Below are 23,921 nucleotides of genomic sequence, written 5' to 3'. Positions count from 1 at the left end.
CATCGGGCTTCGCAAGGGGCGGTCCAGCGGCTCTCCGAGATGTAGGGATGCCGGTGAGCGCTGGTCGCCTGAAGGAGATTCGAACTGTCGAACTCGCTGTTTTCCCATCGTCGTGGTGTCCCCTATGGGGCCAACAGGAGCCGAAACATTCAGGTCTCTGATGCCCCAAATTCCGCGCTCGTCTCACGTTTGCAGGATAGACAACTGCGTCGTGTCGTAGCGCTCCCTCAAGTCAGCAATGGCCGCCGCGTCTGGCGGCCCGCCGCTTGCGACAAGAGTCGTGAGTTCTTCGAAATAATGTTCATGTCCGGGGGGTGAGACCGTCATAATCATCCTCGCCGTTTTGCCGCTATGGTTGGCGATATTATGGGGTACTCCTGGCGGGATGAAGACGTAGGCACCGGGTTTGGCGACGATCCTTTGATCCCCGATCTGCCACTCGCATTCACCTTCAAGGACGAAGAACGTCTCTTCCAGGACGTGGTGGACGTGTAGCCCCGTGGAAAAGCTTGGGGGCAAGGTCCAATCGAACATCGAAGTATGTTTCGCGTCATCGCCGGTCACCAGGAACCTCAGCGGCTTTCCGGCCAAACTCAATTCTCTGCCTTCCTCCGGCATTCGGACGACTGCTTTTTTGCTCATCTCATCCTCTCCCATCTTGTTTGTCTGGTTCGCGGAGAGCAGATGATGGAGAAACGGCTGATGGAAGTCGCGAAGGACTTGCGAAATTCTTGCAAATTGTCCGCGGATGTTATTTCTTTTCGTCATGGCGACGATCCTAACATTCGGCTCGTTTCGCCTCGACGTGGACGCCCAAATTCTGTTCTGCCGAGCCGAGCCGCTCGGCCTTGGACGACGCGCAGTGGCGCTGTTGCGTGTACTCCTTGAGCGGGCGGGAACGCCGGTTGGCAAGGAAGCACTCATGGACGCCGCATGGCCCGGACTTGCCGTCGAAGACAGTAATCTCACGGTTCAAGTGGCGGCTCTCCGACGCGCCTTGTCCAGTGAAGCAGGTTCGGACTGGATCGAAACGCTGCAGCGACGAGGCTACCGCTATGTCGGCCCCGACGTGAAAACCGGGGCGGCTCCATCCGGCAAGCCCGATGAACCGTCGCTATCCTCGCCTGTTGGCTCATCACGGCCGTCGGTCGCGATCCTCCGGTTCTCTGCACCAAGCGATGTTAACAATGCGTATTTCGCCGACGGCGTCGCTGAAGACATCGCGGCGGGGCTGTCGCGGATAAAATGGCTGACGGTGATTGCGCCGAAATCCAGCTTTACCTACGAGACCCAGTCCCTTGACCTGCGTCGGATTAGTGAGGAACTGGATGTGCGCTATATCCTGCAAGGCAGCGTACGCAGGTCCGGTGATCGTGTCCGGGTATTTGTCGAAATGGTCGAGGCGAGGACGGGAAGCCTATTGTGGACGGAACGGTTCGACCGCCCAATCGTCGACATCTTCGATCTCCAGGACGAAATCGCCCTCAACGTCGTCGGCTCCATCGAGCCGCGCCTGCGTCGGGCGGAATTTGAGCGCGTCAGACGTAAGCGTCCCGATAGCTTCGACGCCTATGATCTCGTCCTGCAGGCTCAACCTGATGTTTATTGCGGTATGCCGACAGAGGTCACGACGGCGTTGGTGCTCCTTGATCGGGCATTGCTTCTTGAGCCGGACTACGCGTTGGCGCACGCGTTTGCGGCTATGTGTCACCATTGTCTTTTCCTACGTGCTGGACTTCTGGAAGAAAATCGAATGGCGTCCATTCGATACGCGCGAAAAGCACTTCAGCACGGATCGGACGACTCGCTTGCGCTCACGTTCGCTGCGTTTTCGATTGGAATGGACGAACATGATCGCGATGCCGCCTTCGCCGCAGCCGAGGCTGCGCTCGCCATCAGCCCATCCTCCGCAATCACCTATATTGTTGGCGGCGTGATGTTCGGGTGGGCCGGAGATGCCGGTCGCGCCATCGACTGGGGCGAGCGAGCTTTGCGCCTTAGCCCGTTTGATCCGTGGGCATGGTCCGCATTTCACGCCCTGGCACTTGGTCACTTTCGGTTGGAAGACTTCGGCAAGGCCGTCATGGCGGCGCAAAAGGCTGTTCAACTCAACCCCCGCCACAGCATCTCACATATGTTGTTGGCAGCGTCGCTCGCGAAACTCGGACGTAATCTCGACGCCCAGAGTGCTGCGGCCCGCGTTTTGGAATTGCAGCCCAACTTTCAATACAGAATGCATTTTTCAGGCGTCGACTGCGAACCTGCGCTGTCGAAGTCGCTTGGCGACGCACTTCATATCGCGGGATTGCAGAGATAGGGACTCAAACCTAAATCTCCTTGGGATTAAAAATCAGATCTAAAATATGGGAGGCGAAGCTGTATCCAACGGAGTTGATATTTGATCTTGCCGTCCTAATGGTGCTTCGGCCGCTGGCCTCGGCGGGACAAAACCAGGGAATGCGGAAAGTGCCGGTCCAATGACGTCCTCAGGCGCCTCAAGCCGCGCTCGTTTAGCCCGTCGGCTCGAAAATCAGGCGGATCAAAGTTCCATCGCTTGCCGCGGCATTGATTGTCGTTGCGATCAGCCGGAGCGGTCCCCGCGCGACAAGCGCTTTCGGCTGAGGGTGTTGTCCGGGACCGGCGTCAACGAAGGCAGAGCATTGATGATCGGTGTCGAGCACGGCGATGAAGGATGTTGCGACGACAGTTTCGCCGCAAGCGGCGCATCGGAGAATGTACGAGCCGAAAGGGACAATTGATTCTGTGTGATCCCATCCGCACGACTCGCAGGCCAAAATACCGTTCACTGCATCAATTGTACCCGAGGAGGTTGCGTCTGTGATGAGTCACGAGGCGGCGGCTAGAATGATCGCAATAGCGAGCAGCAGCGGACCCATCCACTTGAAATGACGAACGACCGACGGTTGACGGGCCGGATTGCGTGACAGCGAGAGATAATCGAATCCGATCCCCGTCATCCAAAGGCCAGCGCAAAACATGATGAATTCGTCAATGTACGCTGCTATCATGCTTTTTTTGCTTTCGGGTTGTTGAATGTCGCCAAATTCTCGTCGTTGGCCATCGTCACCAGGTGTTGCAAATCATGACGGCGGAGCCGCTCGTTCTGCGGATCGATTATTGAGAGGCTCAAGTGGCTTCACCCGAGTGAGACCGGCCAAAACTACCTGAGCTAACGCCGTCAGAATGCGATCTAGGGCCATGAATTATCATCCCCCTGATCTTTGTAAAAGCATAAACCCGCTTTCGCTCGGCTGAGACGAGCAAACCTACAAGCGTTCAATGCAGCAGGCATGATACGTGACTTGCATATCGTGCTGGATACAGGCACTGAAATTCAGATCGGCCGAGACCCGATACATTGAGAGATCTCAGCCGGCACCGCAAACCAACTTATTCTATGATTTGAGGAACAGGGCTCCCAACTATCTCGCTTACCTCCGTTATGACCAGATGCGGGGAACAGTTCCCGATCTGGCCGGTTAGGTCAGCATAAGGAGACCGGGAAAGCCCACGTCGCCGAGGACCATTGGGCGGCCGAGAACTTTTCCGGGAGAACGGGACGCAGTGCGACCGCGCTCTACTCCCGACATGGAGCCCTGCCAATCAGTCCTGCTGGTCGGGCTTTCTATGCTTGCTTCACCCTGAAGACCCCATCGCGACAACCCGCCGGAACGAAAAAAGCCCGGCAGCCAATTGAGGCTGCGGGGCTCAAGGTCCGCCATGAAATGCGCGGATGGAATATACTCATGAAATCGAGGGGCCAGCAAGTTCGCCTGCGCACTAGCCATGGGGCCGGCCGATCCGCCGGCGATCGCTTCGCTGATACTTCCGCAAGGTTTCCCACCAAAGTCGGCCTCCTTCAACAGGGGCGGCAAAACCGGGATTGCCACTGCCACCAACATTACCCATTCCGTCTTTGTCATTTTCCAATTGTCCAACGAGCAACACACTCCACTGAGAATAAAGGGGCGTCGGTCGATGGGGATATTAAACGATCAAATGTGGGCTGATTTGCCTATCTCTCTGATTTTCCTCCGTCTGGCGAATTTAGCGCTGCCGAAACGAATGATGAACGTCCCCGCCGCCGAAACGAAAGCCGATCCCTGCTCATGGCGCCATGGCGGGTGGAGTACGTTCTAAAGCTTCGGACTTCTCAAGCGATCTTCATCAGCCGGAACCTTTTGCCACTCATGGTGATTGGAAATGTGGCGCTCCGCCAACGGCGGAAAGATGATGCCATCGGGAGGATGAGTTGAACGCCAACATTTCGGCTGCAATGCGCGCCGTGCCATCTGAAGCTAGAGAGGCCATCATCAACGCTCGGGGCCACTGGCCCCTATTGGTGGTCAGCCTGGCGATCGCCACCGCGGTCATCGCGTTCCTAAACTACGAATTCAGCGGGCTTCTCGTATCACTGGCAATCGGTTTAGGCGTCGTGATGTTCTGCACCGCGACATTGATTGCCGGCATTGCAAGCTGGCTGTTTTTCACCGGCCTGCTCTGGAGGATGTCCGAGGCGCGGAAACCGCGACGGCCAATACGGCGACTGGCGGACGATGATATACCGAGGCGGTTTTGGTTCTCAGGCTTTTTTGCCACTCTGCTCTGGATTGTTCCGCTCTACGCCTTGACCTTGGGCTTGGTATCAGCCAGCCAGTAGCCGCGACAATGCCAATGATCGGCAAGCGCGTGAAACTTAGGGCGTAGACTACCCCCTGGCGCGTTGCGCTGCCTTTCGACCCGGTCGAGACGCTCCGAAGATCGAGGAGATGTCGCGCTGGCCGTAGACGCTGTCCTGGGCGGTCTTCCCCTCGTCGATCTGGCGCTGCTGTTTTGGAACCTCTGGTCGTAGTTTGCCAACCCATGGTCGAGCTCCTCGCGCGGGACCTGAGCTGTGCGGACTTCCTTCAATGCTGCATCTGCCCGCGCCCGGTCCTCCGATCCGCGGGTCGTGCGCCATTCCATCTCCTTTTGCGTCACCATCTTCTCTGTAATGATCGTGATCGAGCCCTTGAGATCTTTGGTCGCGCTCCGGATCGGCCAGTAAACCAAGCCGCTGACAATCGTGCAGAACGAGAGCGCAACCGCATAGGGGAGTCCTAGACCCTCTGACATCTGATTTTGCAATGCCATTCGACGCGTATACCCCCATCGCCTTTTCGAACATATGTACGTCTCCCGTTGATTGCGAGAAGGGCCAAAGTTCGAAGCAACGATGTTGAACGCACGAAATGAAGAATTGGCTTCACTGGCAGCAGACCTGGCCATGGCGTTTACGCCAATCGACGATCCTATCGCGGTTGAGGCCAGACCATCGGCGATGGCGAAGGGAGCCCTTCGAGGCCCCAGTGGTCTACAAGGCGAATGGTTGGTAAGAAAACGGGCGACGGCTGCACGACTGCTTCGGCCGGGAGCGACGCGGCCACCGCGCTGATCAAGCAGGCGGACACCTACCCTTCTTTACCAGGTCAAACTAGGTGGAAAAGATCGAACCGCCTTCCACGGCTGATATGGAGCTATGCGTTATTTGCGCGATCCGCAGCGTAAGAGGAACCGACCGCGACCGCTTTGGCCGCCTTGTTCCTATGTACCGCGGCTGCGCCGAAGCTCTGTGCAAGCCCAAAAATCCTTAATCGAGCATTAAGCATTTACGATCTGTTAACCACCATTGTGAGTAAGTTGCCCTCTACCGCAAATCGTCTTGAGATTCCTCTCACGTGTATAACCTAGGACTGAACGGAATTTACGGTGATCGAGGCTCGCTTGACAACTCTGTTGCTCGTATCAATGCTGACCGGCTGTGGCACTGCAGGTACCGTCAAAGCCCCCGTGGGCCCAGAGCTTCTATCCGCCGACAAAGCGCTGATCATGCCGCCGCCCGGTGGGCCCTCCGTATTGGGTGTTGTCCAGACACAACACACCAACGCGACCGAGCAGACAGTGTCCTTGGCGACCAACTCCAGCATCCCTGGCCAGAACTACCTGAAGGTCAGCTTTATCGGCGGGTCGCAGGGCAGCAACACCAGCATGGGGCACTATCGAACCGTCAACGAGGCAGGTCTCCGGCGTGAATATGCGGCGGCGGTGCCTGGTGTGCGTATGACGCGTTCGAATATCTACCTGCAGAACGCCTATGGCCCGTTTGCCTATGCATCCGGCCGCAGCGCTGGCGGAGATGCCTGTCTCTTCGGCTGGCAGCAGATCCGTTCGCGCAGCAGCGGAAGCGGCATCGGCCGGGATTTCGGCATGGTCCAGATGAGGCTGCGCCTGTGCGACAAGCGCGCGAACGAAAGTGAACTTCTGAGCGTCATGTACGGCTACACGCTGATCGGCACCTTCCACGGCGAAATCTGGAACCCCTTCGGCAGCCCATCCTCCGGTGATCCGAGGATCGGCCAGACCGGTCAACCGATCTATCCTGCGGCCCAACCGTCCGCGCAGACGTTCCCATTCAGCTACTCGCGTTCCCAGGTCGACCGGAGCACCACTTCTGCCATAACGCGGCGCGCGCCGGCAGCACCGGCTGCGGCTCCTGCCTTGCCGGTCGCGACGACCGTCGCTCCCGCGGCTTCGAGCGCGCAGTCTGATGACGCCATGGTCGTTCCAGTACCACCGCCTGCCTCTCACACAGCCGAGAACACGGGAAGGGCACAGGTTGCCGTGCCCTCCCCCGATTGCATTGATGCCGCGCCCATGTCGCCCGCCTGCTCCAACCCAGGCGATCGTGAAGCGGCGCACTAGCGCTTAGCGCCACGTGCCAAAGGAATGACCATGCATAAGGCCTTGGGCATCATCTTGTGGACGATCATGGCAGCCTGTGTGGTCAGCGTGATCACCCTGCCTGTCAATCTGCAGACCCAACTGATCGTAAGCGTGACGGTCGTCATTATCATGGGCGGACTGAAGCTTCTCAAGTCAGAAGGGCGCTGGCGGCTTGTGGCGCTCGCGTTCGGCGTTTCCATTGTTCTGCGCTATGCCTACTGGCGCACCACCGAAACTCTGCCCCCCATCAATCAGCCGGAGAACTTTATCCCGGGAATGCTGTTGTACCTGGCGGAGATGTACAACATTCTGATGCTGTTTCTCAGCCTGTTCATCGTGGCGATGCCGCTTGCGTCGCGCCCGTCGCGGGCAGGCCAACAGAAAACCTTTCCGGCGGTCGACGTGTTTATTCCTTCCTACAACGAGGATGCGATGCTGCTGGCCAACACCATCGCCGCAGCAAAGTCGATGGACTATCCGGCAGACAGGCTGAGGGTTTGGTTGCTGGATGACGGCGGAACATTGCAAAAGCGCAATTCGGCCGATGTTCGCGAGTCGGAGACGGCCGTCGCGCGTCACGCCCTACTGACTGACCTCTGTCGGCAGCTGGGCGCAAACTACCTTACGCGTGAGCGCAACGAGCATGCCAAGGCCGGCAACCTCAACAACGGCCTTGCCCACTCGCAAGGCCAGCTAATCGCCGTCTTCGATGCCGACCATGCGCCGGCACGCGACTTCCTGCTCGAGACAGTCGGCTATTTCGAGGAAGACCCGAAGCTGTTCCTGGTCCAGACGCCGCACTTCTTCCTCAATCCGGATCCTCTTGAGAGGAACCTGCGCACCTTCGAGCGCATGCCGAGCGAGAACGAGATGTTCTACGGCATCATCCAACGCGGTCTGGACAAGTGGAACGCCTCCTTCTTCTGCGGTTCTGCCGCCGTCTTGAGCCGCCGCGCGCTGGAGACGACCAACGGCTTCAGCGGCATGAGCATCACGGAAGACTGCGAGACTGCGCTCGAACTGCACAGTACGGGCTGGAACAGCATCTACGTCGACAAGCCTCTGATCGCCGGCCTTCAACCTGCGACCTTTGCCAGCTTCATCGGCCAGCGAAGCCGCTGGGCGCAGGGAATGATGCAGATCCTGCGTTTTCGCATGCCCTTCCTGAAAAGCGGCCTCTCTATCCCACAGAGGTTCTGCTACATGTCGTCGACGCTGTTCTGGCTGTTTCCTTTCCCGCGCACGATTTTTCTCATCGCGCCGCTCTTCTATATCTTCTTCGACCTGGAGATCTTCACCGCGTCCGGCGGCGAGTTCCTCGCCTACACGCTGGCCTACATGTTGGTGAACCTAATGATGCAGAACTATCTGTACGGCTCGTTCCGCTGGCCCTGGATCTCCGAGCTCTATGAATTCGTGCAGACAGTCCATCTTCTTCCGGCGGTCGTGTCGGTCATGGTCAATCCGAGGAAGCCGACATTCCAGGTCACCGCCAAGGATGAATCCGTCTCCGTCAATCGGCTTTCGGAAATCAGCAGACCGTTCTTCGTGATCTTTGCGGTGCAGGTCATCGCCGTCATCATGACGATCTTTAAAATCTACACCGAGCCCTACAAGGCGGACGTGACCCTCGTCGTCGGCGGCTGGAACATTATCAACCTCATTCTCGCCGGATGCGCGCTGGGAGTGGTCTCGGAGCGCGGCGAAAAATCGTCCTCGCGACGCATAAGGGTCCGGCGACGTTGCGAGTTTGGCGTCGAGGACAGGTGGTATCCCGCCTCGATCGAGGATGTCTCGGTGGGCGGAGCGGGCCTGCAGGTGTTCGGCAAACAATTGTCGGCCATCCGCCCCGGCGCGGAAGCCGTGCTGCGGTTCAGGCCGCATGATGAACAGCAGGAGCTTGCCCTGTTGCCGATCGTCGTTCGTGGGGCGCAATCGTCCGGCGACACCGTTCAGGTCGGCTGCCAATACCGGCCGCGCGATGCGCTCGACCACCGTTGGATCGCCGATCTCCTGTTTGCCAATTCCACGCAATGGGAAGAGTTCCAGACGAGCCGCAGGCGCAATCCGGGCCTTGTCCGCGGCACGCTCTGGTTTCTCGGGCTGTCGCTCTACCAGACAAGCCGTGGGCTGATCTATCTCTTCCGGGGCATGGGGAAGGGTACATGACACGCCGTCCTTTTTTCCTATTCTCGATCTTCGTCATCTGGCTTGCTGCAACCGGGCCCGTCCTCGCCCAGGCGGCGCCGTTCGACATGGGGCCGGAAAGGCCATCCGTTCCCGTTGCGCCAGCACCCCAACTGCCTGAGCTGCTCCCGCGCGGCCCGGCGGCGCAACCTGCGCCGAACAACGACCGGCGATCCGACACCACTCCCTCGGCTCAACCGCCGGAGCGGCAGAACCGCCGCTATATCCTTCCCGTGCCGGAACTGGCCCTGACGGGCGAGCTCGACCGCCGATCATGGTCGATCTACCTGACCGAACAGCAGGTTTCCGGTCCAATCAGCCTCGCATTCAGCTTTCGCAACGCCATCGTGGTCGCCCCGGAAGCATCGCGCTTGACGGTTCTGCTCAACGGACGTCAAGTTGCAGATGAAGCCATCAGCGCTGCGGACAGGCCGCGCACTGTGTCGTTGGAGGTGCCAGCGGGCATTCTGCAGGCCGGCTCCAACCAGATCGAATTTCGGGCCAACCAGCGGCACAGGACTGATTGCGACATCCGCTCCACCTATGAGCTCTGGACGAGGATTGATCCCGCCGAAACCTTTCTCACGCTTGGAGGACAGACCGGTACGGCACCCTCCATCGCCGAGGCCATCCGGGCCATCGGTGCCGATGCCAAGGGCGCGACATCGTTCGAGGTACTGCTTCCAACCCTCGGGCAGCCAGGCGCGACAGTTCCCCTCCTTCGGCTTGCACAGGGACTGTCGCTGCTCGCCGGCATGCCAAGCCAGAGCTTCTCGTTCCATTCGCAGCGATTGCCAGCACCCAGGCCGGGACATTTGGGCATTGTGATCGGTACTGCGGCTGAACTGCAGCCGGTCTTTCCGGGATTGCCCGCCGCAGCTCAAAACGGCAGCTTGTTGACTTGGGCCGTTGATCCGCAGACGGATCAGCCGGTTCTTCTTATCACCGGCCCGCGTTGGACCGACATTCGCGCGGCGATCGATACATTCGTGACCCCGCTGGATCGCTCTCTCGCGACGCGTCGTGACGTCATCACCACCCAGCGGTGGAGCACGCCGGATGCACCGCTCCTGTTTGGTGGTGAGACCCTTGCCCTGTCGCAGCTTGGTATGGAGACGATTGAATTTCCGGGACGCCGTGTACGCACCAACTTCAATCTTGCGGTCCCGTCGGACTTCTACGCCAACGCCTTTGGAGAAGGGCAGTTGCTTTTGGACGCGGCGTTCACCGACGCCGTCTTGCCGGGCAGCCATATCGACGTCTATGTGAACGGAAACATAGCCTCGACCGTTCCGATCACCTCCTCGAAGGGCGGGATCCTGCGGCACCTTCCCATCAAGGTCGCCCTGCGTCACATCAGGCCTGGCCTCAACACGATCGGCTTGGAGGCGATCATCACCACGGAAGCCGATACGCTCTGTGCTCCAGGTTCGACGGCGGCTGCCGAACCGCGCCTCGCCATCTTCAATACGTCCGAATGGCAGATGCCAGCCTTTGGCCGGATTGGACGTACTCCCAACCTGGCGGCGCTGGCCGCCACCGGGTATCCCTACGCACGCGACGAAGAGCCACTTCAACTTTTCGTCGATCGTTTCGACGCTGACACGATGTCGGCGGTATCGACCTTCATGGGAAAGCTGGCACTGGCGGCGGGGCACGTGATTGCAACTGAGCTTGTGGCAACGCCCACGGCCGTGGGCGATCGCAACGCCATCTTTTTTGGTAGCCTTTCCCAGATGCCTGCCAGGCTTCTTGCGCAGACAGCCATCGCTGCCGATGGTGCAACGTCCTGGAGGCCGGCATCGCCGCTAGCAGCCCCCGCTGCTGCAACATCTGCGGCATTCGAGCAATGGCGCACGCGTGTCAGCGGCGGAATCTGGAGCGGACAAGTGAGCGCGTTCCAGGCGTGGCTGCAACGCAACTTTGACATTTCCGCCGCGTCTCTGCGGATCCTGCCCAGTACGGCCCCCCCGTTTCGTCCATCTCCGACGCACAGCCTGCTGATTGCGCAAGGCGCAAGCCCCGCAGGTGAGGCCAGCTGGACGCTGGTCACCAGTCCGACGTCGGCCGAACTGAAAACCTCTGTCGAGATGATAACCAGGCTGGATCGGTGGGGTGATGTTGGCGGTCGGTTGAGCGCCTATGCAAGCAAGACCGATACCGTCACCGTGCTTGCGGAGAGCCAAATTGATTACCGATCGACAGGCGGCGTCTCGTTGAACAATTATCGACTGGTTCTCACCAACTGGTTGTCTACCAATGTCCTCGCCTACACCATCCTTCTGGTCGTGTTTGCGGTGATCTTCGGGCTTGCCACTGCATCCGTCCTTAGTCGTCTTGGGAGGCGGAAATGATGCTACGCCTGATCACGCTGGCGGTTTGCCTGACACTTCTCAGCTCTGCCGGCTTCACCCAGGCCAAGGAGCCGCTGGTCCTGGGCCGGGAATGGTCAGCCTACAAGGAAAAGTTCCTCGGACCCAACGGCCGCATCGTCGACAATGGCAATGGCGCCGTCAGCCACAGCGAAGGCCAGGGTTACGGCCTGTTGCTTGCCTATCTTGCCGACAGTCCGTCGGACTTCGAGCAGATCTGGTCCTTTACCCGCACCGAATTGCTATTGCGGGACGATGGGCTTTCGGCTTGGAAATGGGAACCCGACGCGTCTCCTCATGTCCAAGATATCAACAATGCGACGGACGGAGACCTGTTGATCGCTTACGCACTGGGCCTTGCAGGCTCAAGATGGAAGCGAATGGACTTCATTCAGGCCGCGGCACGGATGGCGCAGAGCATTCTGTCGAAGACGGTCATTTCGGCGGGCGGGCGGACCATTCTTTTGCCGGGAGCAATCGGATTTCGGGCTGAGGACCGCCAAGACGGACCCGTCGTCAATCCGTCCTACTGGATTTTCGAAGCGCTGCCCGTGATGGGTATTCTTGCGCCATCCGACCGGTGGCAGGCACTGTCAGACGACGGACTGGAACTGATCCGCACGCTGCAGATAGACCGAGCTCGGCTTCCCCCGGAATGGGTCAGCCTCAAGCAGCATCCTGTCCCTGCCAAGGGTTTCGAGGCACAGTTCTCCTACAATGCCATCCGTATTCCGCTGTATCTTGCCAGAAGTAATATCAATGATCCGGGACTCATGCGCGGCCTGATGGACGCCATGGTGGATGAGCATGGCATCCCGGCTGTGATCGACTTGCTGACGGGACGGCCGGTCGAGACCCTGCGTGATCCGGGCTATCGCGCCATCCGTGATTTCCTGGCATGCCGCGTCGACGGCACGCCCCTCCCGCCGTCGTCGATCCAGTTCCAACCTGATCTCTATTATCCCGCGACGCTGCAATTGCTGGTCCTGGCGGGCATTCGGGAGAAATATCCCTCATGTCTATGAAGCTCCCGCTTGTCCTTCTCACGGCCACCCTGATTGGCGGAGGCTTCGCCGCAAGCCTGCGCGACAAGGTAAGCCTTCCTGGCCTACCTGCAAACGTGGCGGCCACGGTCAGGTCGGAACAAGAGCGCGTCGCGCAACAAGCCGTGCCTGCCGATCCGCAGGCCTTGGCTCAGCAGATCCTCACGGTTCAGCCCGCGGGCCAGGGCGCGCCCGATACTGCCGTTCCCCCCGCGGCAATGCAAGAACAGGCGCAGCTTCAGCCCAAGACAAGAGAACCCGACCAAGCTGGAGATCCGGCGCCTCCGGCGGCAGAACCAAAGCCGGAGCCTGACCTCTCTGCACTTCGCTACTTCGCTGCTCGTGGCGACAATGCACGTCTACAGGCAGAGATTGCACGGTTGCGAGCCCTCTATCCCGACTGGACACCGCCTGCCAATCCGCTCGAAATACCGATGGAACGGGATGAACGGCTTGAGGAGGTGTGGCGACAATATGCCGAGGGGCGCTACAGCGAAGTCCGCAAGGCCATTGCGGAACGTCAGGCGACGGACAGAACGTGGCAGCCGCCACAGGATCTTCTGGAACGCTTGAATCTGGCGGAAAACCGCGTGCGGCTGATCAACGCCTCCGATTTGAAACAATATCAGACAGTCATCACCCTGGCGGCAGAAATTCCAGCCCTGCGCACCTGTAGTGACGTCGATGTTCTGTGGCGCCTGGCAGAAGCCTTCATCCGCACGGATCGCGAGACGCGGGGCGTGGACGTGTATCGCTACGTCCTGGAAAATTGTACGGTCGAACCGCAACGGGTTGCCACGATCCAGAAAGCCGCTGCCCTTCTCTCCTCGTCATCACTCACTCCGCTCCTCGCCCTGGAGCGGGAAAAGGAATTCGAGCCCATCCGCAACGATCTTGCACGCCGGCTGGTTGCGACGGCAAACGGGACCCCCGGCAGCGACGTAGCCCCGGACTATCTGGAGCGCCTGCGCCGGATGGCTGAGGCTGAAGGAAAAGCCTCGGACGCTTTGCTCTTGGGATGGTACGCACTGCGTCATGACGAGGCCAAGCAGGCTGAGCAATGGTTCTCGAAGGCAGGACAGATCGAGAAGAGTGTGTCGGCGTCGCAAGGTCTTGCCCTCTCGCTCCTCAAAAGCGGACAGGCGGCACGAGCGGAGGACGTCATGTACCCTTGGCGCGACAGCTCCGAAGAGGCAAGCGCGACATATCTGGCAGCCACATCCAATCTGTTGGCGAGCGATCCTCCGCTGCAAATTGCGACCGAGATTCTCCAACGCATCGCCAGAACGGCCCTACAAGCGAAATATGTGCCGACCGCCCAGCAGCTTGGCTGGTATGCGCGCGCGTTCAATCAGCCACACACGGCAGCACGGTGGTTCGAGACCGCGCTCCAGTGGAAGGCAGACGAGCCGTCCGCCTATGGACTTGCCATAACCCGACAGCAGTTGAATGACCGCGCCGGAACAGAAGCGATCCGATCAGCCTGGGCGGGGCGTTCACAACGCATCGCCGATCTCGGCATCATCTCAGCTGCCAAGTCTCCACAACTCGCACCAGAGCCCGCGCAGCAAAGCGGAAAGGGGGATGCAACCCGATCACGACAGACGAACGCCGCAGCATCTGTGGCGGTATCCCGCCAGTCCCGCCCGACAACATCCGCTGGTCGGACAACGTGTGATGTCCGTAGCGGAGTGGAAAATCTTTTACCTCAGGCAGCACTGCAGCGCGGATGGTGCCTGATGGATCTGAACCGGCCCCTAGAGGCAGCTGAGGCCTTTCAGGCGGCGCTAGGCTCCTCCGTGCACGCCACGCGTGAGGACGCCGCTTATGGTCAGAGCCTCGCCTATTTGAGGCTCGGCCTCATCGACAAGGCCGCCGTTGCCGCAACCAAGGCGCCGCAGAGCATGCAGCGCTCGTCCGAACTCCAGGTGGCGATCCTTGCCAATCGCGCCAATCTGGCCTTTGACGCCGGGCGCTATCGCGAGGCTCTCATCTATTTGGACCAACGCGCACTTCTGCAACCGGAAACCACCGATTTACTTGTGCTGAGAGGCTATGCCTTCATCAACCTGAACCGTGCCAGTGACGCCATGCGTATATTTGAAGCTGTGGCTGAGACTGGAAACCGCGATGCTGCCCGCGGCTTGCGCGACGCAAGGGTTGCGTTGGGGCTCGAGACGACCGACTAGGGGCCAGCCTGCCAGGCACCCCGTTCGCCGCCCATTCATCCCCACTGTCGGATGTCACATAGACCAACGGCATGGTCGGCACCAACTCGCGGGCACGGCGGGCAATGTCTCAACCCTTTGGACCATCGCCAAGCCGCACGTCGGTGATCACGGCGCTAAACCGGGTCGCGTCTTGATCCAGCCGCGACAGCCCTTCGCTGCCACTCATCGCGGAAATTACCTGAAAGCCCCGCCCCTTGAGGATATCCTCGGCCTCGACGCGAAGCAGCGGCTGATCTTCGACCAGTAGGACCAATGGCGTCAGGGATGGCTCATTCATCAGATGCTCCCGCAGGTTCCCGCAGCCTGAAAACCCGAACCAAGAGCTGGCCAAAACGCCAAAAAACGGCTGATGTGTTACCGATACGGCGACGTCACGCTTGAGTCCCCTCTGCTGCAACGCCCAAGCTTTTCTGCTCGGGACGAAGAAAGGCTACATCCAGCTTTCCGCGCATCAACGCAAGAGCCAGGTCTGGGGAGGACTGAGCAGATAGTGTAATTTCGGTCTCAGGTGCTTCCTCGCGGATCATGCGCAACAGGTGAGGTAGCCACGTGACCTCAAGCCCAACCAGAAACCCCATAGTAAGCACGGGCCTTTTCGGTCGCGCTGTTTGCCGGGCGCCTTCGCTCGCCGCCTCGACCTGCGGAAGCGCCAGCCGAGCGTGATCCAAAAAGACACGCCCAGCAGGGGTCAGCACAACGCCGCGCGCCTGCCGCTCGAACAGCTCTACGCCGACTTCAAGTTCAAGATCGCGGATCTGCCGGCTCAATGACGGCTGACAGATATTTAGTCGCCGCTGGGCAGCGGTCAGAAAGTTGCCTTCTTCAGCAACGGCAATGAAATAACGCAAATGGCGGAGTTCCATCCGATCCCTCGCTATACCTTCAAGGCATAGGTCGAGCGTGCAAAGTCTTTGTCACCTATGGAAGGGAAATCTAGCTTCGGCTGATATCAACGAAGGAGAAACAAAAATGGCAACTCCATCCAAGCTTACCATAATTTTCTGCCATGGTGTTTGGGCCGACGGCTCATGCTTCAGCAAGGTGACCCAGCGCTCCAGGCAGACGGACACGAGGTGATTGCCGTCCAATATGGCCTGGACTCGTTCGAAGAGGATGTGGCGACGGTCAAGCGCACGCTCAACCGCGTCGGCCATTCCTACGGTGGCGCAACGATCACCGCTAAGGGCGTCGATGAGCGTGTGATCGGTCTTGTCTACGTCGCCGCCGTCGCCCCGGACATCGGTGAAACCGTGCAAGACCAGCTGGAGAAGTATCCATCCGACATCTTCTCCGGCGTCGAGGTCGCAGATGGGCCTGGATGCTTCCAAACGGTACGGAATTCTTTGCAGGCGATCTATCGGCGGAAGAGCACAAGCTCATCTGGGCCACCCATTATGCGCCCGTCTTTGATCTGTTCAACCAGCAGAGCCTAACTGCCCACCGCATTGCCTGGAAATCGAAGCCGAGTTGGTATGTACTGGCGACGAAACATCATACAGTGCACCCTGATCTTCAATGCTGGGTTTCGAAGCGCATGGGAGCGACTGTCACGGAGGTGGCACGCAGCCACGTACCGATGCTTTCTCAGCCCACAGTCGTCGTTGACGTGATCCGGCGGGCGGCGTCGGCTGTCGAGAATGGCTGAAGAAGGCATCACCCCACAAACTGGAGAGACTGCCACAAGGATGTCGCCTCGGGCAGCCCGTTACAAATGACTAAAGAAGGCCAAGTTCAACGATCCGCTAGACGAGAAGGGCAACTGGCTTTTTTCGTCTGTCGGCCATAGAATCTGGTTTTCAAGCCCTGATCCCGACCTCGCTCCAGAGGCTACCAGGTGATCAGCGGCGCCTTGCGCAGCCAGGTATCGGCGGTGAGTTGCTGCACAACAAACTCGGCAACATCGGCTCGGGCGATAGAACCACCATGGACGCCGGACAGGTCGGTCAACGCCTTGACGCCGCCGCGCGCCGGCTTGTCGTTGAGCACCATCGGCCGGACGATGGTCCAGTCGAGCTTGCTGGTCCGAATCGCATCTTCCTGGCGGTCCTTGTCTTCATAGACCTTTCGCAATATCAGGGGCAAAAACAGCCGGTCGAAGAAGAAGCCGCCATGACCGCGGCTGTCGCCGGCGCCCAGCCCGGTGATGCACACCAGACGACGAACATTCTGCTGCTCCATGACGCCGACCAGTGCGCGGGTCGCCGTCGAGAGCAGGGTCACTTCCTTGAACGGGCTCATGGCCGTACCCAACGAACTGACGACGGCATCGCAACCAGCGATGGCGCCGGTCAAAGCAGCGGGATCGCGGGCATCGCCTTCGATCAGTTCGGCGCCGGCGAGATCCGCGGCCTTCACCTTCGAGCGAACGAGAGCGACGACCGCGTATCCCTCTGCGACGGCCTTGCCGACGATGAGCAGGCCGGTGGCGCCGGTCGCGCCCAATACCAGAATTTTCATGTCAAACCTGCGAAGTTGTGCTGATGGACGGGAAGCATTGCTGAGCCCCTGGCGGAGTAAAATCAGCTATGGCGGTAACGGCCCGCTCGGCCGCGGGAAACCGGCCGAGGGAAGATTGGAAGACAGCTGCATGCCCTCCCACATCGACAACCTGATCTTGCACTCAATCCGCGCCGATCCACCGCGCCGCGACCTCTGCCGTATCTTCGGGACGGGTGTTGAATGCGATCGCTGCCTTCGGTGCGCCCTGGTGGATCGCGTTGACGACCTTCTCGAAGAACGGCAATCCCTTTGGCGGGATGCGCAGACCGCCGCCGACCACGACGCAATTGTAGCCCACTTTCGCCAGCTGCGATGCCAATGTGGCGATGCCACTGTCGTCGGGAGCGATCATGCAGATGTCGGCGTCCCAACCGCGCTCGGTCATAGTCGTCTCGGCGATGTCGATGCCCGCCTGGATTTTTTCAGCATTGAATCCCGGTGGCAAAGAGGGATCGGAGAAGTCTACGGTTTCAGGCTTCTGGCCTACAAACAATACGCGCGTCATGATCAAGCTCCTTTGAGCGGGTTGGAAGGGACGGCGGCTTTGGCCAAGGCTTCGAGCCGCTGGCGTAGGAAATCACCGATGGCATTCAGAGACTGCTCGGCCGCGAGAAACTGGCCGAGCGAAGATTGGAAGACATGCGGCATGCCCTCCCAGACCGCAAGCGTGACCTCCACGCCCGCCGCTTGTGCCTGCTCAGTGTAGCGGATGGAATCGGAGAGCAGTACTTCGTTGTCGCCGACATCGATGCGAACGGGCGGGAGGCCGGCCAGTGGGGCGTAAAGCGGCGATGCCTTGGGCTGGGTGGCATCCTCGCCTTGGAGGTACATGTCGGAAAAACCCTGGAGGACGCCGCGCGTGAAGATCGGGTCTGCCTCGGCCCTGGTTTCGAAGCTGTCGCCGGTCAGTGCCAGGTCGGTCCAGGGCGACATAACTGCCGCGCCGACCGGCTGCACCATGCCCCCGGTCTTGTCGGCGGCGAGGATCGACAGCAGCGTCAGCGTCAGACCGCCACCCGCCGAGTCGCCAACGACCGCGATCCCTTCCTCTCCCTCCGCGACAAGACCGCGATAGGCGGCAACCGCATCGTCGATAGCGGCCGGGAACGGGTGCTCGGGGGCCAGCCGGTAGTCCGGGACGAAGGCATCGGCGCCGACGCGTACGGCGATTTGCCCCGCGAAATGGGCCAATGCCTGGGCCGAGCCGAGCACATAGCCGCCACCGTGAAGATAAAGGATGCGCGCACTCGGCCTTGCATTCGCTGGCCGGACCCAGAAGCCGGCAATGCCGCCGACCGTCGCTGCCTCGACCCGGACATCCGCCGCAGCCGGTGTTGCGGCAAACATGGCGTCGAACATCGGACGCGCCTCGGGGCCAAGTGCATCGCCCTTATGAGCCGAGGCGGCCTGACGCATCGCGGCCACGGCCGGAGCATCTTCGGCCAACAGGGGTTGGATGGTGATCATGGCAGGTTTCCTTTGTTCAGTCGTGGATGGTATACGGGCTCAGCCCTTCGACCATTGGGTCGCGGCATCCTTGGCAAAAGCGGCATAGGAGCGTGGGGCGCGACCGAGCAGCTTGGCCAGACGTGCCAGGTCGTCGGCGCTCGCCACAGCGCCTTCCGTCTGATAGCGGCTGAACATCAGGCGCAGGTCAAGCGCGTGCCAAGCGGGCAGCATGGTCTTGGTGCGCTGCTCCATAGCGACGAGATCGTCACCGCCATAACGGATCGCTTTGCCAAGGGCTTCGCTCCAGATTGTGGCGATGCCTTCGCCGGTCAGGCTGTCGGGACCAACTAGGGCGTAGGTTTCGCGGCCGAGCGGCGTTACGGCCTGTTCACGGCGAACCAGTTCGATCGCGGCGGCCTCGCCGATGTCACGGATATCGACCATCGACACACCTTTCGCGCCGATCGGCGAGGCATAAACGCCGGCCTTCAGCAGCCCGTCCTTCTGACGAAGATCGTTCTGGATGAAATAGGCGGGCCGCAGAACCGTCGCGGGCAGATCAAGCGCCTCGATCATACGTTCCACCGTGTACTTACCCGCAAAATGCGGCACGTCGGCATAGGCGTCGCCGCCGAACACCGAGAGATAGACGATGCCCTTGATGCCGGCCTCATGGGCGACTGTCAGCGTCAGCATCGCCTGCGTCAGTTCGTCCGCGACATTTGGGGCCAGTACGAACAGCGTGCTGACGCCTTCGAGCGCTGCGCGCACCGAATCCGGATCGGCGAGGTCGCCGCGGACCGCCGTCACACCAGCAGAAAACTGCGCCGTCTCGGGCGAGCGCGTCAGAGCGCGAACATCGGCGTTGCGCGTTTGAAGATGGGCCAAGACCTGCGCCCCGATGGTTCCTGTGCTGCCTGTCACGAGAATGCTCATGTCGAAATCTCCTGGTGTTGGTGTGTCTGCATCTGATGAGGGAGAAGGTAGCCGTTTCATTGTCGTTGAGAAGGTGCCAATATCGATATTGCTTGTCTCAAATACGGAACACGATGATGGATCTTCAGGCTTTGTCCGACTTCGACCTTGTCGCTGCAAATAGTGGGTTCGGCCGCGCCGCCCGCGTCTCCGGCCGCTCGAAAGCCACCTTGTCGCGGCGGGTCGCCGAACTGGAGGAGAGCCTCGGGGTGAGGCTGATCGAGCGCGGACCCCAAAATCTGCGACTGACGGACGAGGGACGGGCGCTGCATGAGCGCACGCACGGGCTGCTGAGCGAAATCGCCGAGGCCGGAGAAGCGGTCGTGCTTGGCGCATCCACGCCGAGAGGCAGGCTGCGGGTGAGCGCGCCGGTCGTCTTCGCGCATGTCGCGCTGCCCCGCATCGGTGCGCGATTTGCGCTGGCCTTTCCGGAGGTCCAGCTCGAAATCGTTGCGGAAGACCGCAGGGTCGATCCGGTTGAGGATGGTTACGATCTGATCATCCGGATCGACCCATCGCCGGACGAACGCCTCGTCGGCCGCCGTTTCCTCAACGATGAACGGCTGATCGTTGCACCACCCGGCATGCCCCGCCCCGCCCCCAGCGTGGATGGCGAGGAAGCGACGGTAAAGGCCGTTCTGCTCTCCGCAACACCGCCCGGGACCCTCTGGCGTATCAAGTCCGGAACGGAGGCGGACATTGTCCTGCGGCCGGCCCCGGTTCTCCGCCTCTCGTCGCTACTGATGGTCCGCGATGCCGTGCTGGCACGCGCCGGTGCAGCCATGCTGCCCAAGCTCCTTGTTGCCGAAGACATCGAGGCCGGCAGGCTTGCCTATTGGGGGAAACAAGCCGGGCCGCCCGTGGAGATCTGGGCGCTGCAAAGTTCACGCCGCCTGGTCGGCGCCAAGGTGCGCGCATTCCTGGAGGTGGTTGGCAGGGCGTTCCCGGAGAAGGCCTTCGTCGCACCGCCGGGATGAGAGGCGCAGGGCGCCTTTCGCATCTCGAAGAGAACATCGCTTCTGCTTCGATCGAGCTCGACGAAGACACATTATCTGAACTTGATGCCATCGGAGATCAAACGTAACAGGAGAAGCCAAATGGGCCGCCGCCACTAAAAACTTGACGCCGTGAAACCGGCATTTGGGCGTGAAGCCTATTGTTCAAACTTACCCACTGTTCCGGCCAATGGTGAATAGGGAGGCTCACTGACCACTCCTGCGAATGTCTAGAACCGCTTTGCCATTGACCTGGCGGCCAAGCAGCGCGTCCACAGCTTCAGCAACCTGCTGCCAATCGCCACGCCAGCCAATACAGGCGTTGAGCCGCCGCTGCGCCACCAGTGTCAGAAGGTAGCCGAGATCTTGACCAAAGCCGGAGCCGACGCCGAAAACCTCGATCCGTCTCCCTGCAGCCCTGCGGCCATCTGGTAAACGTTGTTGGGCGAAATCGATCGTGCTCGGCTCGATTGACGATACGCCCACGCTCTGCAAAGCGCCGCCCCTGGCCAGCAATTGCATCGCACCAGTCAAAAGCGCGCCGCCCACATTATCGATCACTCCGTCTACAGGTGCCGCTATGCCATCGAGCCCCACGACGACTTCATCGGCACCAAGCTCAACGAGCCCTACGCCTCGTCCCACTGACCCGACGCTGGCGATGACGTGGGCGCCAGCCAGATGCGCGAGTTGGACAGCGAAGCGACCGACCCCACCAGAAGCGCCGGTAACAAGAATGCGCTTGCCGATCAAAGTGCCGAATGTACGCACGACTCGCAGCGCCGTAACCCCGGCGACCGGCAGCGCACTTGCGGCGGCGAAGTCAACGTCCTGTGTTGCCACGCCGAGTTCGCCGGTGTTAACCGCCCGAAGTTCCGCCCATGCGCCGCCCCAACCGAAACTGCTTACGCGAGCGCCTGCCTTTGGTCCCGACCCGTCAGCAGCGGGACGAACGACCACGCCAGCCGCATCCCACCCCGGTATGTCGCCGGGCTTTCCCCGAGCCAGCGTAGCAACATCGCCGAAGTTGAGCGAGAAAGCATGGACCTCGATAAGGGCTTGGGCCTGCGTCGGCATTGGGTCTGGCACTTCGCCGAAACCAATCCCACGCGGTTGTGTCGCATCGAATATAATTGCTTTCATTTCGCAGTTATCCTCTCGCTAGGCTTCGAGATTTTCTGAGGCTCGCGTCATGCGTGCGGTTCTTCATTAGCCAAAGTTATACATGTCGCCGCGATACGTGCTATGCTGGAAAGTAGCTATTATTGTCGCGATCGTATCCGATGCTCACAGACCCGCTCTCCGATATGCTCTCACTGCTAAAACCTCGAAGCCATGTGTCCGGTGGTTTCGCCGCCGGGGGTGACTGGTCCATCCAGTTCCCGCGCAACAATGGCATCAAATGTTACGCGGTCACTTCTGGCGCGTGCTGGCTGGTAGTGGATGGCGTTCTCGATCCGGTCTTCCTGAAATCAGGCGACGGCTTCCTGTTACCGAACGGGCGGGCTTTTCGGCTGGCTAGCGACACCAAACTCGCGCCAATTGACGCCGCGGCACTCTACGCTGAAAAGCGCCAAGACGGCGTCCTGACTTACAATGGCGGCGGTGATTTCTTCCTTGTCGGTAGCTATTTTACCTTGGCGAGCGGCTCGGCAGACCTGCTCCTGGATATGCTTCCTCCCATCTTACATCTGCGGGAGAAATCCGATCAAGCTACTCTTCGTTGGTCGGTTCAGCGCATGATGGAAGAGCTGTCAAATCCCCAGCCAGGCGGCTATCTCGTCGCCCAAAATCTCGCTAGCATGATGCTCGTGCAAGCGCTGAGACTGCACATAACGGACCAGTCCGGCCCCAGGATAGGCTGGCTGTTCGCGCTGTCGGATCCTCAGATAAGTTTGGCTATCAATGCGATGCATCGGGATCCCTCCCATCGCTGGGACCTCCAATCGCTCGCAAAATGTGCCGGTATGTCTCGTTCAAGATTTGCGATGAAATTCCGCGGAACGGTTGGACTGACGCCGATAGACTACTTAACGCGCTGGCGGATGCTGTTGGCGGCAGACCGGCTCGCCGCCTCCAGCGATCCGGTGTCGACCATTGCGCAATCACTGGGTTATGAATCAGAAAGCGCCTTCAGCGCGGCTTTCAAACGGGTCATGCATGCTTCGCCCAGGCAATACGTTCGCAACAGATCGACCGACGCGTTACCCTCGGACGAAAGGCGGGCCGTTGGAGCAGATTGGATGGTTCAGTTGGCACGTTGAGGCACAATCTCAGGCGGCGCTTGCCAGAGCGACTATAATCCAATTACCCGAAGCGCAGGGTAGAAGGCTCTCTGCACCGTGGCATCGCCGGTCGGCCCTTCGAGCACCGTTTTGAACTCGCTGATCACGTTCGCGTCTCTGGTGCCGATCTGACGAACGGACTGTTGTCAGTTGACCTCGTTCGCGAAATCCCCGAGGCCCTGGAGCCCCGCAAAATCGAGATCCAGACGAACACGTCCATCCCAAAACAGGTGACCACGCCCCAGATCGAGGCTCAGAAAGCCGCCTGACCAGGGGAACGGCCGATTGTTTCGCTTGAAGGCATTTGTGCCATCAAAATTATCGGAATAACGTGGTCGTTCTCAGTTTTGGCAAAAACAATGAGGTTGCACCTAACGATGGAGCTCAGGACCACCGCTCTTCAGCCGCAGGCGCCGGCGTTTATGTCGCTTCTCAGATGATGGTCATAGATCGCGTCTGGTACGCTATATGTGGTCGACGGGATGAGAGCCGTCAGCCATAGAACTCTGAACGGCTACGGACGCTTTTGATATTCTCGCTTCACATCACTCGCCAGCAAGGCGGTCGTCGGGCGTCGCGACCAGACTCGGATGCTTGTAGATGGCATGACAGCAACAAACAACCTTGGGTTGATTGACGCTGTCCCGGCAAAAATCGTTGTTCATACTGATGCACGTCGGCGGCCAATTAAGCTTGGTAATGTCACGATCACCTTTCGTCCGACCGCCGCCAGCAAGTTATTCTGGGCTGGGCGCCCTGCGATGCGCGTCGTTCAAGCGCTGCACTGGCTTCGCGATCTTTTAGGCCGCGAAGGAGAGAGTGAACACGTGAAGAGCAAACTTGCCAAGCTTTTTAAGAATCCCGCTGTGGGAGCGGCTATCAAAGCCGATTTAGCAACGGGGATTACGGCGCTTCCGACATGGATGTGGATGTTTCTCACGCCGCTCATCGAAGATGAAGCCGACGACAATGATCGGCATGTCAGCATCAATCGCACTGATGATAACGATGCCGACGATCATCGCCACGACGACGATGATCGACATCGCGCTGAGCATAATCGTCCGAAAAGCAAGCTAGGCTCAGGACCTATTAAATAGCT

The 23,921-nt window shown here is 59.9% G+C and carries 19 protein-coding genes and 3 pseudogenes; 12 read left to right on the top strand and 10 right to left on the bottom strand.

Annotated elements, in window-relative coordinates; all coding sequences use genetic code 11:
• Positions 1-183: 183 nt before the first annotated feature.
• On the bottom strand, positions 184-768 hold the full coding sequence (locus AC1D3C_RS05155) for a cupin domain-containing protein (protein ID WP_367396528.1): 585 nt from the start codon (positions 766-768) through the stop codon (positions 184-186).
• Here AC1D3C_RS05155 and AC1D3C_RS05150 point away from each other — a divergent pair.
• Positions 749-2,317: a winged helix-turn-helix domain-containing tetratricopeptide repeat protein gene (locus AC1D3C_RS05150; protein ID WP_244447573.1), complete on the top strand. Its 1,569-nt coding sequence runs from the start codon at positions 749-751 to the stop codon at positions 2,315-2,317. The two genes, AC1D3C_RS05155 and AC1D3C_RS05150, sit on opposite strands and share 20 nt — an antisense overlap.
• Positions 2,318-2,510: 193 nt before the next feature.
• On the opposite strand, the gene AC1D3C_RS05145 is transcribed toward AC1D3C_RS05150, so the two are convergent.
• Together AC1D3C_RS05145 and AC1D3C_RS05140 are read right to left on the bottom strand one after the other, a co-directional pair.
• Positions 2,511-2,807, bottom strand: a complete 297-nt coding sequence (locus tag AC1D3C_RS05145; RefSeq protein WP_040125164.1) for a hypothetical protein — start codon at positions 2,805-2,807, stop codon at positions 2,511-2,513.
• 39 nt (positions 2,808-2,846) lie between these two features.
• Positions 2,847-3,029, bottom strand: coding sequence for a hypothetical protein (locus tag AC1D3C_RS05140; protein WP_040125166.1), 183 nt, complete (start codon positions 3,027-3,029; stop codon positions 2,847-2,849).
• Between the two features lie 1,244 nt (positions 3,030-4,273).
• On the opposite strand from AC1D3C_RS05140, the gene AC1D3C_RS05135 reads away from it, so the two are divergent.
• The 6 genes from AC1D3C_RS05135 to AC1D3C_RS05110 all read left to right on the top strand — a co-directional run bounded on the left by AC1D3C_RS05135 (position 4,274) and on the right by AC1D3C_RS05110 (position 14,574).
• Positions 4,274-4,681, top strand: a complete 408-nt coding sequence (locus AC1D3C_RS05135; protein WP_157885321.1) for a hypothetical protein — start codon at positions 4,274-4,276, stop codon at positions 4,679-4,681.
• 1,127 nt (positions 4,682-5,808) lie between these two features.
• Entirely contained in the window at positions 5,809-6,762 is a 954-nt protein-coding gene (gene bcsN, locus AC1D3C_RS05130; protein WP_477482361.1) for a cellulose biosynthesis protein BcsN, read from the top strand.
• A 30-nt stretch (positions 6,763-6,792) separates the two neighbouring features.
• Positions 6,793-8,952, top strand: coding sequence for a UDP-forming cellulose synthase catalytic subunit (gene bcsA, locus AC1D3C_RS05125; protein ID WP_040125847.1), 2,160 nt, complete (start codon positions 6,793-6,795; stop codon positions 8,950-8,952).
• A complete protein-coding gene (locus tag AC1D3C_RS05120; RefSeq protein WP_040125172.1) occupies positions 8,949-11,324 on the top strand; it encodes a cellulose biosynthesis cyclic di-GMP-binding regulatory protein BcsB in 2,376 nt (791 codons plus the stop codon). Before bcsA ends, AC1D3C_RS05120 begins: the two co-directional genes overlap by 4 nt.
• Positions 11,324-12,367: a family 8 glycosyl hydrolase gene (locus tag AC1D3C_RS05115; RefSeq protein WP_477482360.1), complete on the top strand. Its 1,044-nt coding sequence runs from the start codon at positions 11,324-11,326 to the stop codon at positions 12,365-12,367. Before AC1D3C_RS05120 ends, AC1D3C_RS05115 begins: the two co-directional genes overlap by 1 nt.
• A complete protein-coding gene (locus AC1D3C_RS05110) occupies positions 12,358-14,574 on the top strand; it encodes a tetratricopeptide repeat protein (protein ID WP_244447574.1) in 2,217 nt (738 codons plus the stop codon). The genes AC1D3C_RS05115 and AC1D3C_RS05110 overlap by 10 nt, the downstream gene beginning before the upstream one ends.
• Positions 14,575-14,683: 109 nt before the next feature.
• Here AC1D3C_RS05110 and AC1D3C_RS05105 read toward each other — a convergent pair whose 3' ends face one another.
• Positions 14,684-14,893 carry a response regulator gene (locus AC1D3C_RS05105; RefSeq protein ID WP_157885324.1) on the bottom strand — a complete coding sequence of 70 codons (210 nt, stop codon included), beginning with the start codon at positions 14,891-14,893 and terminating at the stop codon, positions 14,684-14,686.
• Between the two features lie 115 nt (positions 14,894-15,008).
• Positions 15,009-15,479 (bottom strand): annotated as a pseudogene (locus tag AC1D3C_RS05100) (LysR family transcriptional regulator); the annotation flags it as partial.
• Between the two features lie 106 nt (positions 15,480-15,585).
• Between AC1D3C_RS05100 and AC1D3C_RS05095 the strand changes: the two are divergent.
• Positions 15,586-16,261 (top strand): annotated as a pseudogene (locus tag AC1D3C_RS05095) (alpha/beta hydrolase).
• A 182-nt stretch (positions 16,262-16,443) separates the two neighbouring features.
• Here the strand turns inward: AC1D3C_RS05095 and AC1D3C_RS05090 are convergent.
• From AC1D3C_RS05090 to AC1D3C_RS05075, 4 genes are all read right to left on the bottom strand, one after another.
• Positions 16,444-17,073, bottom strand: a complete 630-nt coding sequence (locus tag AC1D3C_RS05090) for an SDR family oxidoreductase (RefSeq protein ID WP_051900569.1) — start codon at positions 17,071-17,073, stop codon at positions 16,444-16,446.
• Between the two features lie 163 nt (positions 17,074-17,236).
• Entirely contained in the window at positions 17,237-17,620 is a 384-nt protein-coding gene (locus tag AC1D3C_RS05085; protein WP_040125177.1) for a hypothetical protein, read from the bottom strand.
• 2 nt (positions 17,621-17,622) lie between these two features.
• Positions 17,623-18,582, bottom strand: a complete 960-nt coding sequence (locus AC1D3C_RS05080; RefSeq protein WP_040125179.1) for an alpha/beta hydrolase — start codon at positions 18,580-18,582, stop codon at positions 17,623-17,625.
• Positions 18,583-18,621: 39 nt separating this feature from the next.
• Positions 18,622-19,500 (bottom strand): NmrA/HSCARG family protein, encoded by an 879-nt coding sequence (locus tag AC1D3C_RS05075; protein WP_040125181.1) that lies wholly within the window; start codon positions 19,498-19,500, stop codon positions 18,622-18,624.
• A gap of 116 nt (positions 19,501-19,616) precedes the next feature.
• On the opposite strand from AC1D3C_RS05075, the gene AC1D3C_RS05070 reads away from it, so the two are divergent.
• Positions 19,617-20,516: a LysR family transcriptional regulator gene (locus tag AC1D3C_RS05070; protein WP_040125850.1), complete on the top strand. Its 900-nt coding sequence runs from the start codon at positions 19,617-19,619 to the stop codon at positions 20,514-20,516.
• Positions 20,517-20,741: 225 nt separating this feature from the next.
• Here the strand turns inward: AC1D3C_RS05070 and AC1D3C_RS05065 are convergent, their stop codons facing one another.
• A complete protein-coding gene (locus AC1D3C_RS05065) occupies positions 20,742-21,677 on the bottom strand; it encodes a zinc-binding dehydrogenase (protein ID WP_040125182.1) in 936 nt (311 codons plus the stop codon).
• Between the two features lie 140 nt (positions 21,678-21,817).
• Here AC1D3C_RS05065 and AC1D3C_RS05060 point away from each other — a divergent pair, with 140 nt between their 5' ends.
• The 3 genes and pseudogenes from AC1D3C_RS05060 to AC1D3C_RS05050 all read left to right on the top strand — a co-directional run bounded on the left by AC1D3C_RS05060 (position 21,818) and on the right by AC1D3C_RS05050 (position 23,919).
• Positions 21,818-22,798 carry an AraC family transcriptional regulator gene (locus AC1D3C_RS05060; RefSeq protein WP_040125184.1) on the top strand — a complete coding sequence of 327 codons (981 nt, stop codon included), beginning with the start codon at positions 21,818-21,820 and terminating at the stop codon, positions 22,796-22,798.
• Positions 22,799-22,860: 62 nt separating this feature from the next.
• Positions 22,861-23,088 (top strand): annotated as a pseudogene (locus AC1D3C_RS05055) (Hsp20 family protein); the annotation flags it as partial.
• Between the two features lie 336 nt (positions 23,089-23,424).
• Positions 23,425-23,919 carry a DUF6088 family protein gene (locus AC1D3C_RS05050; RefSeq protein ID WP_244447575.1) on the top strand — a complete coding sequence of 165 codons (495 nt, stop codon included), beginning with the start codon at positions 23,425-23,427 and terminating at the stop codon, positions 23,917-23,919.
• Positions 23,920-23,921 lie beyond the last annotated feature (2 nt).

Source organism: Neorhizobium sp. P1_A6 (genome assembly GCF_056406795.1).
The sequence above is the reverse complement of the archived record's forward strand: the minus strand, read 5'-3'. Positions and strand labels throughout refer to the sequence as shown.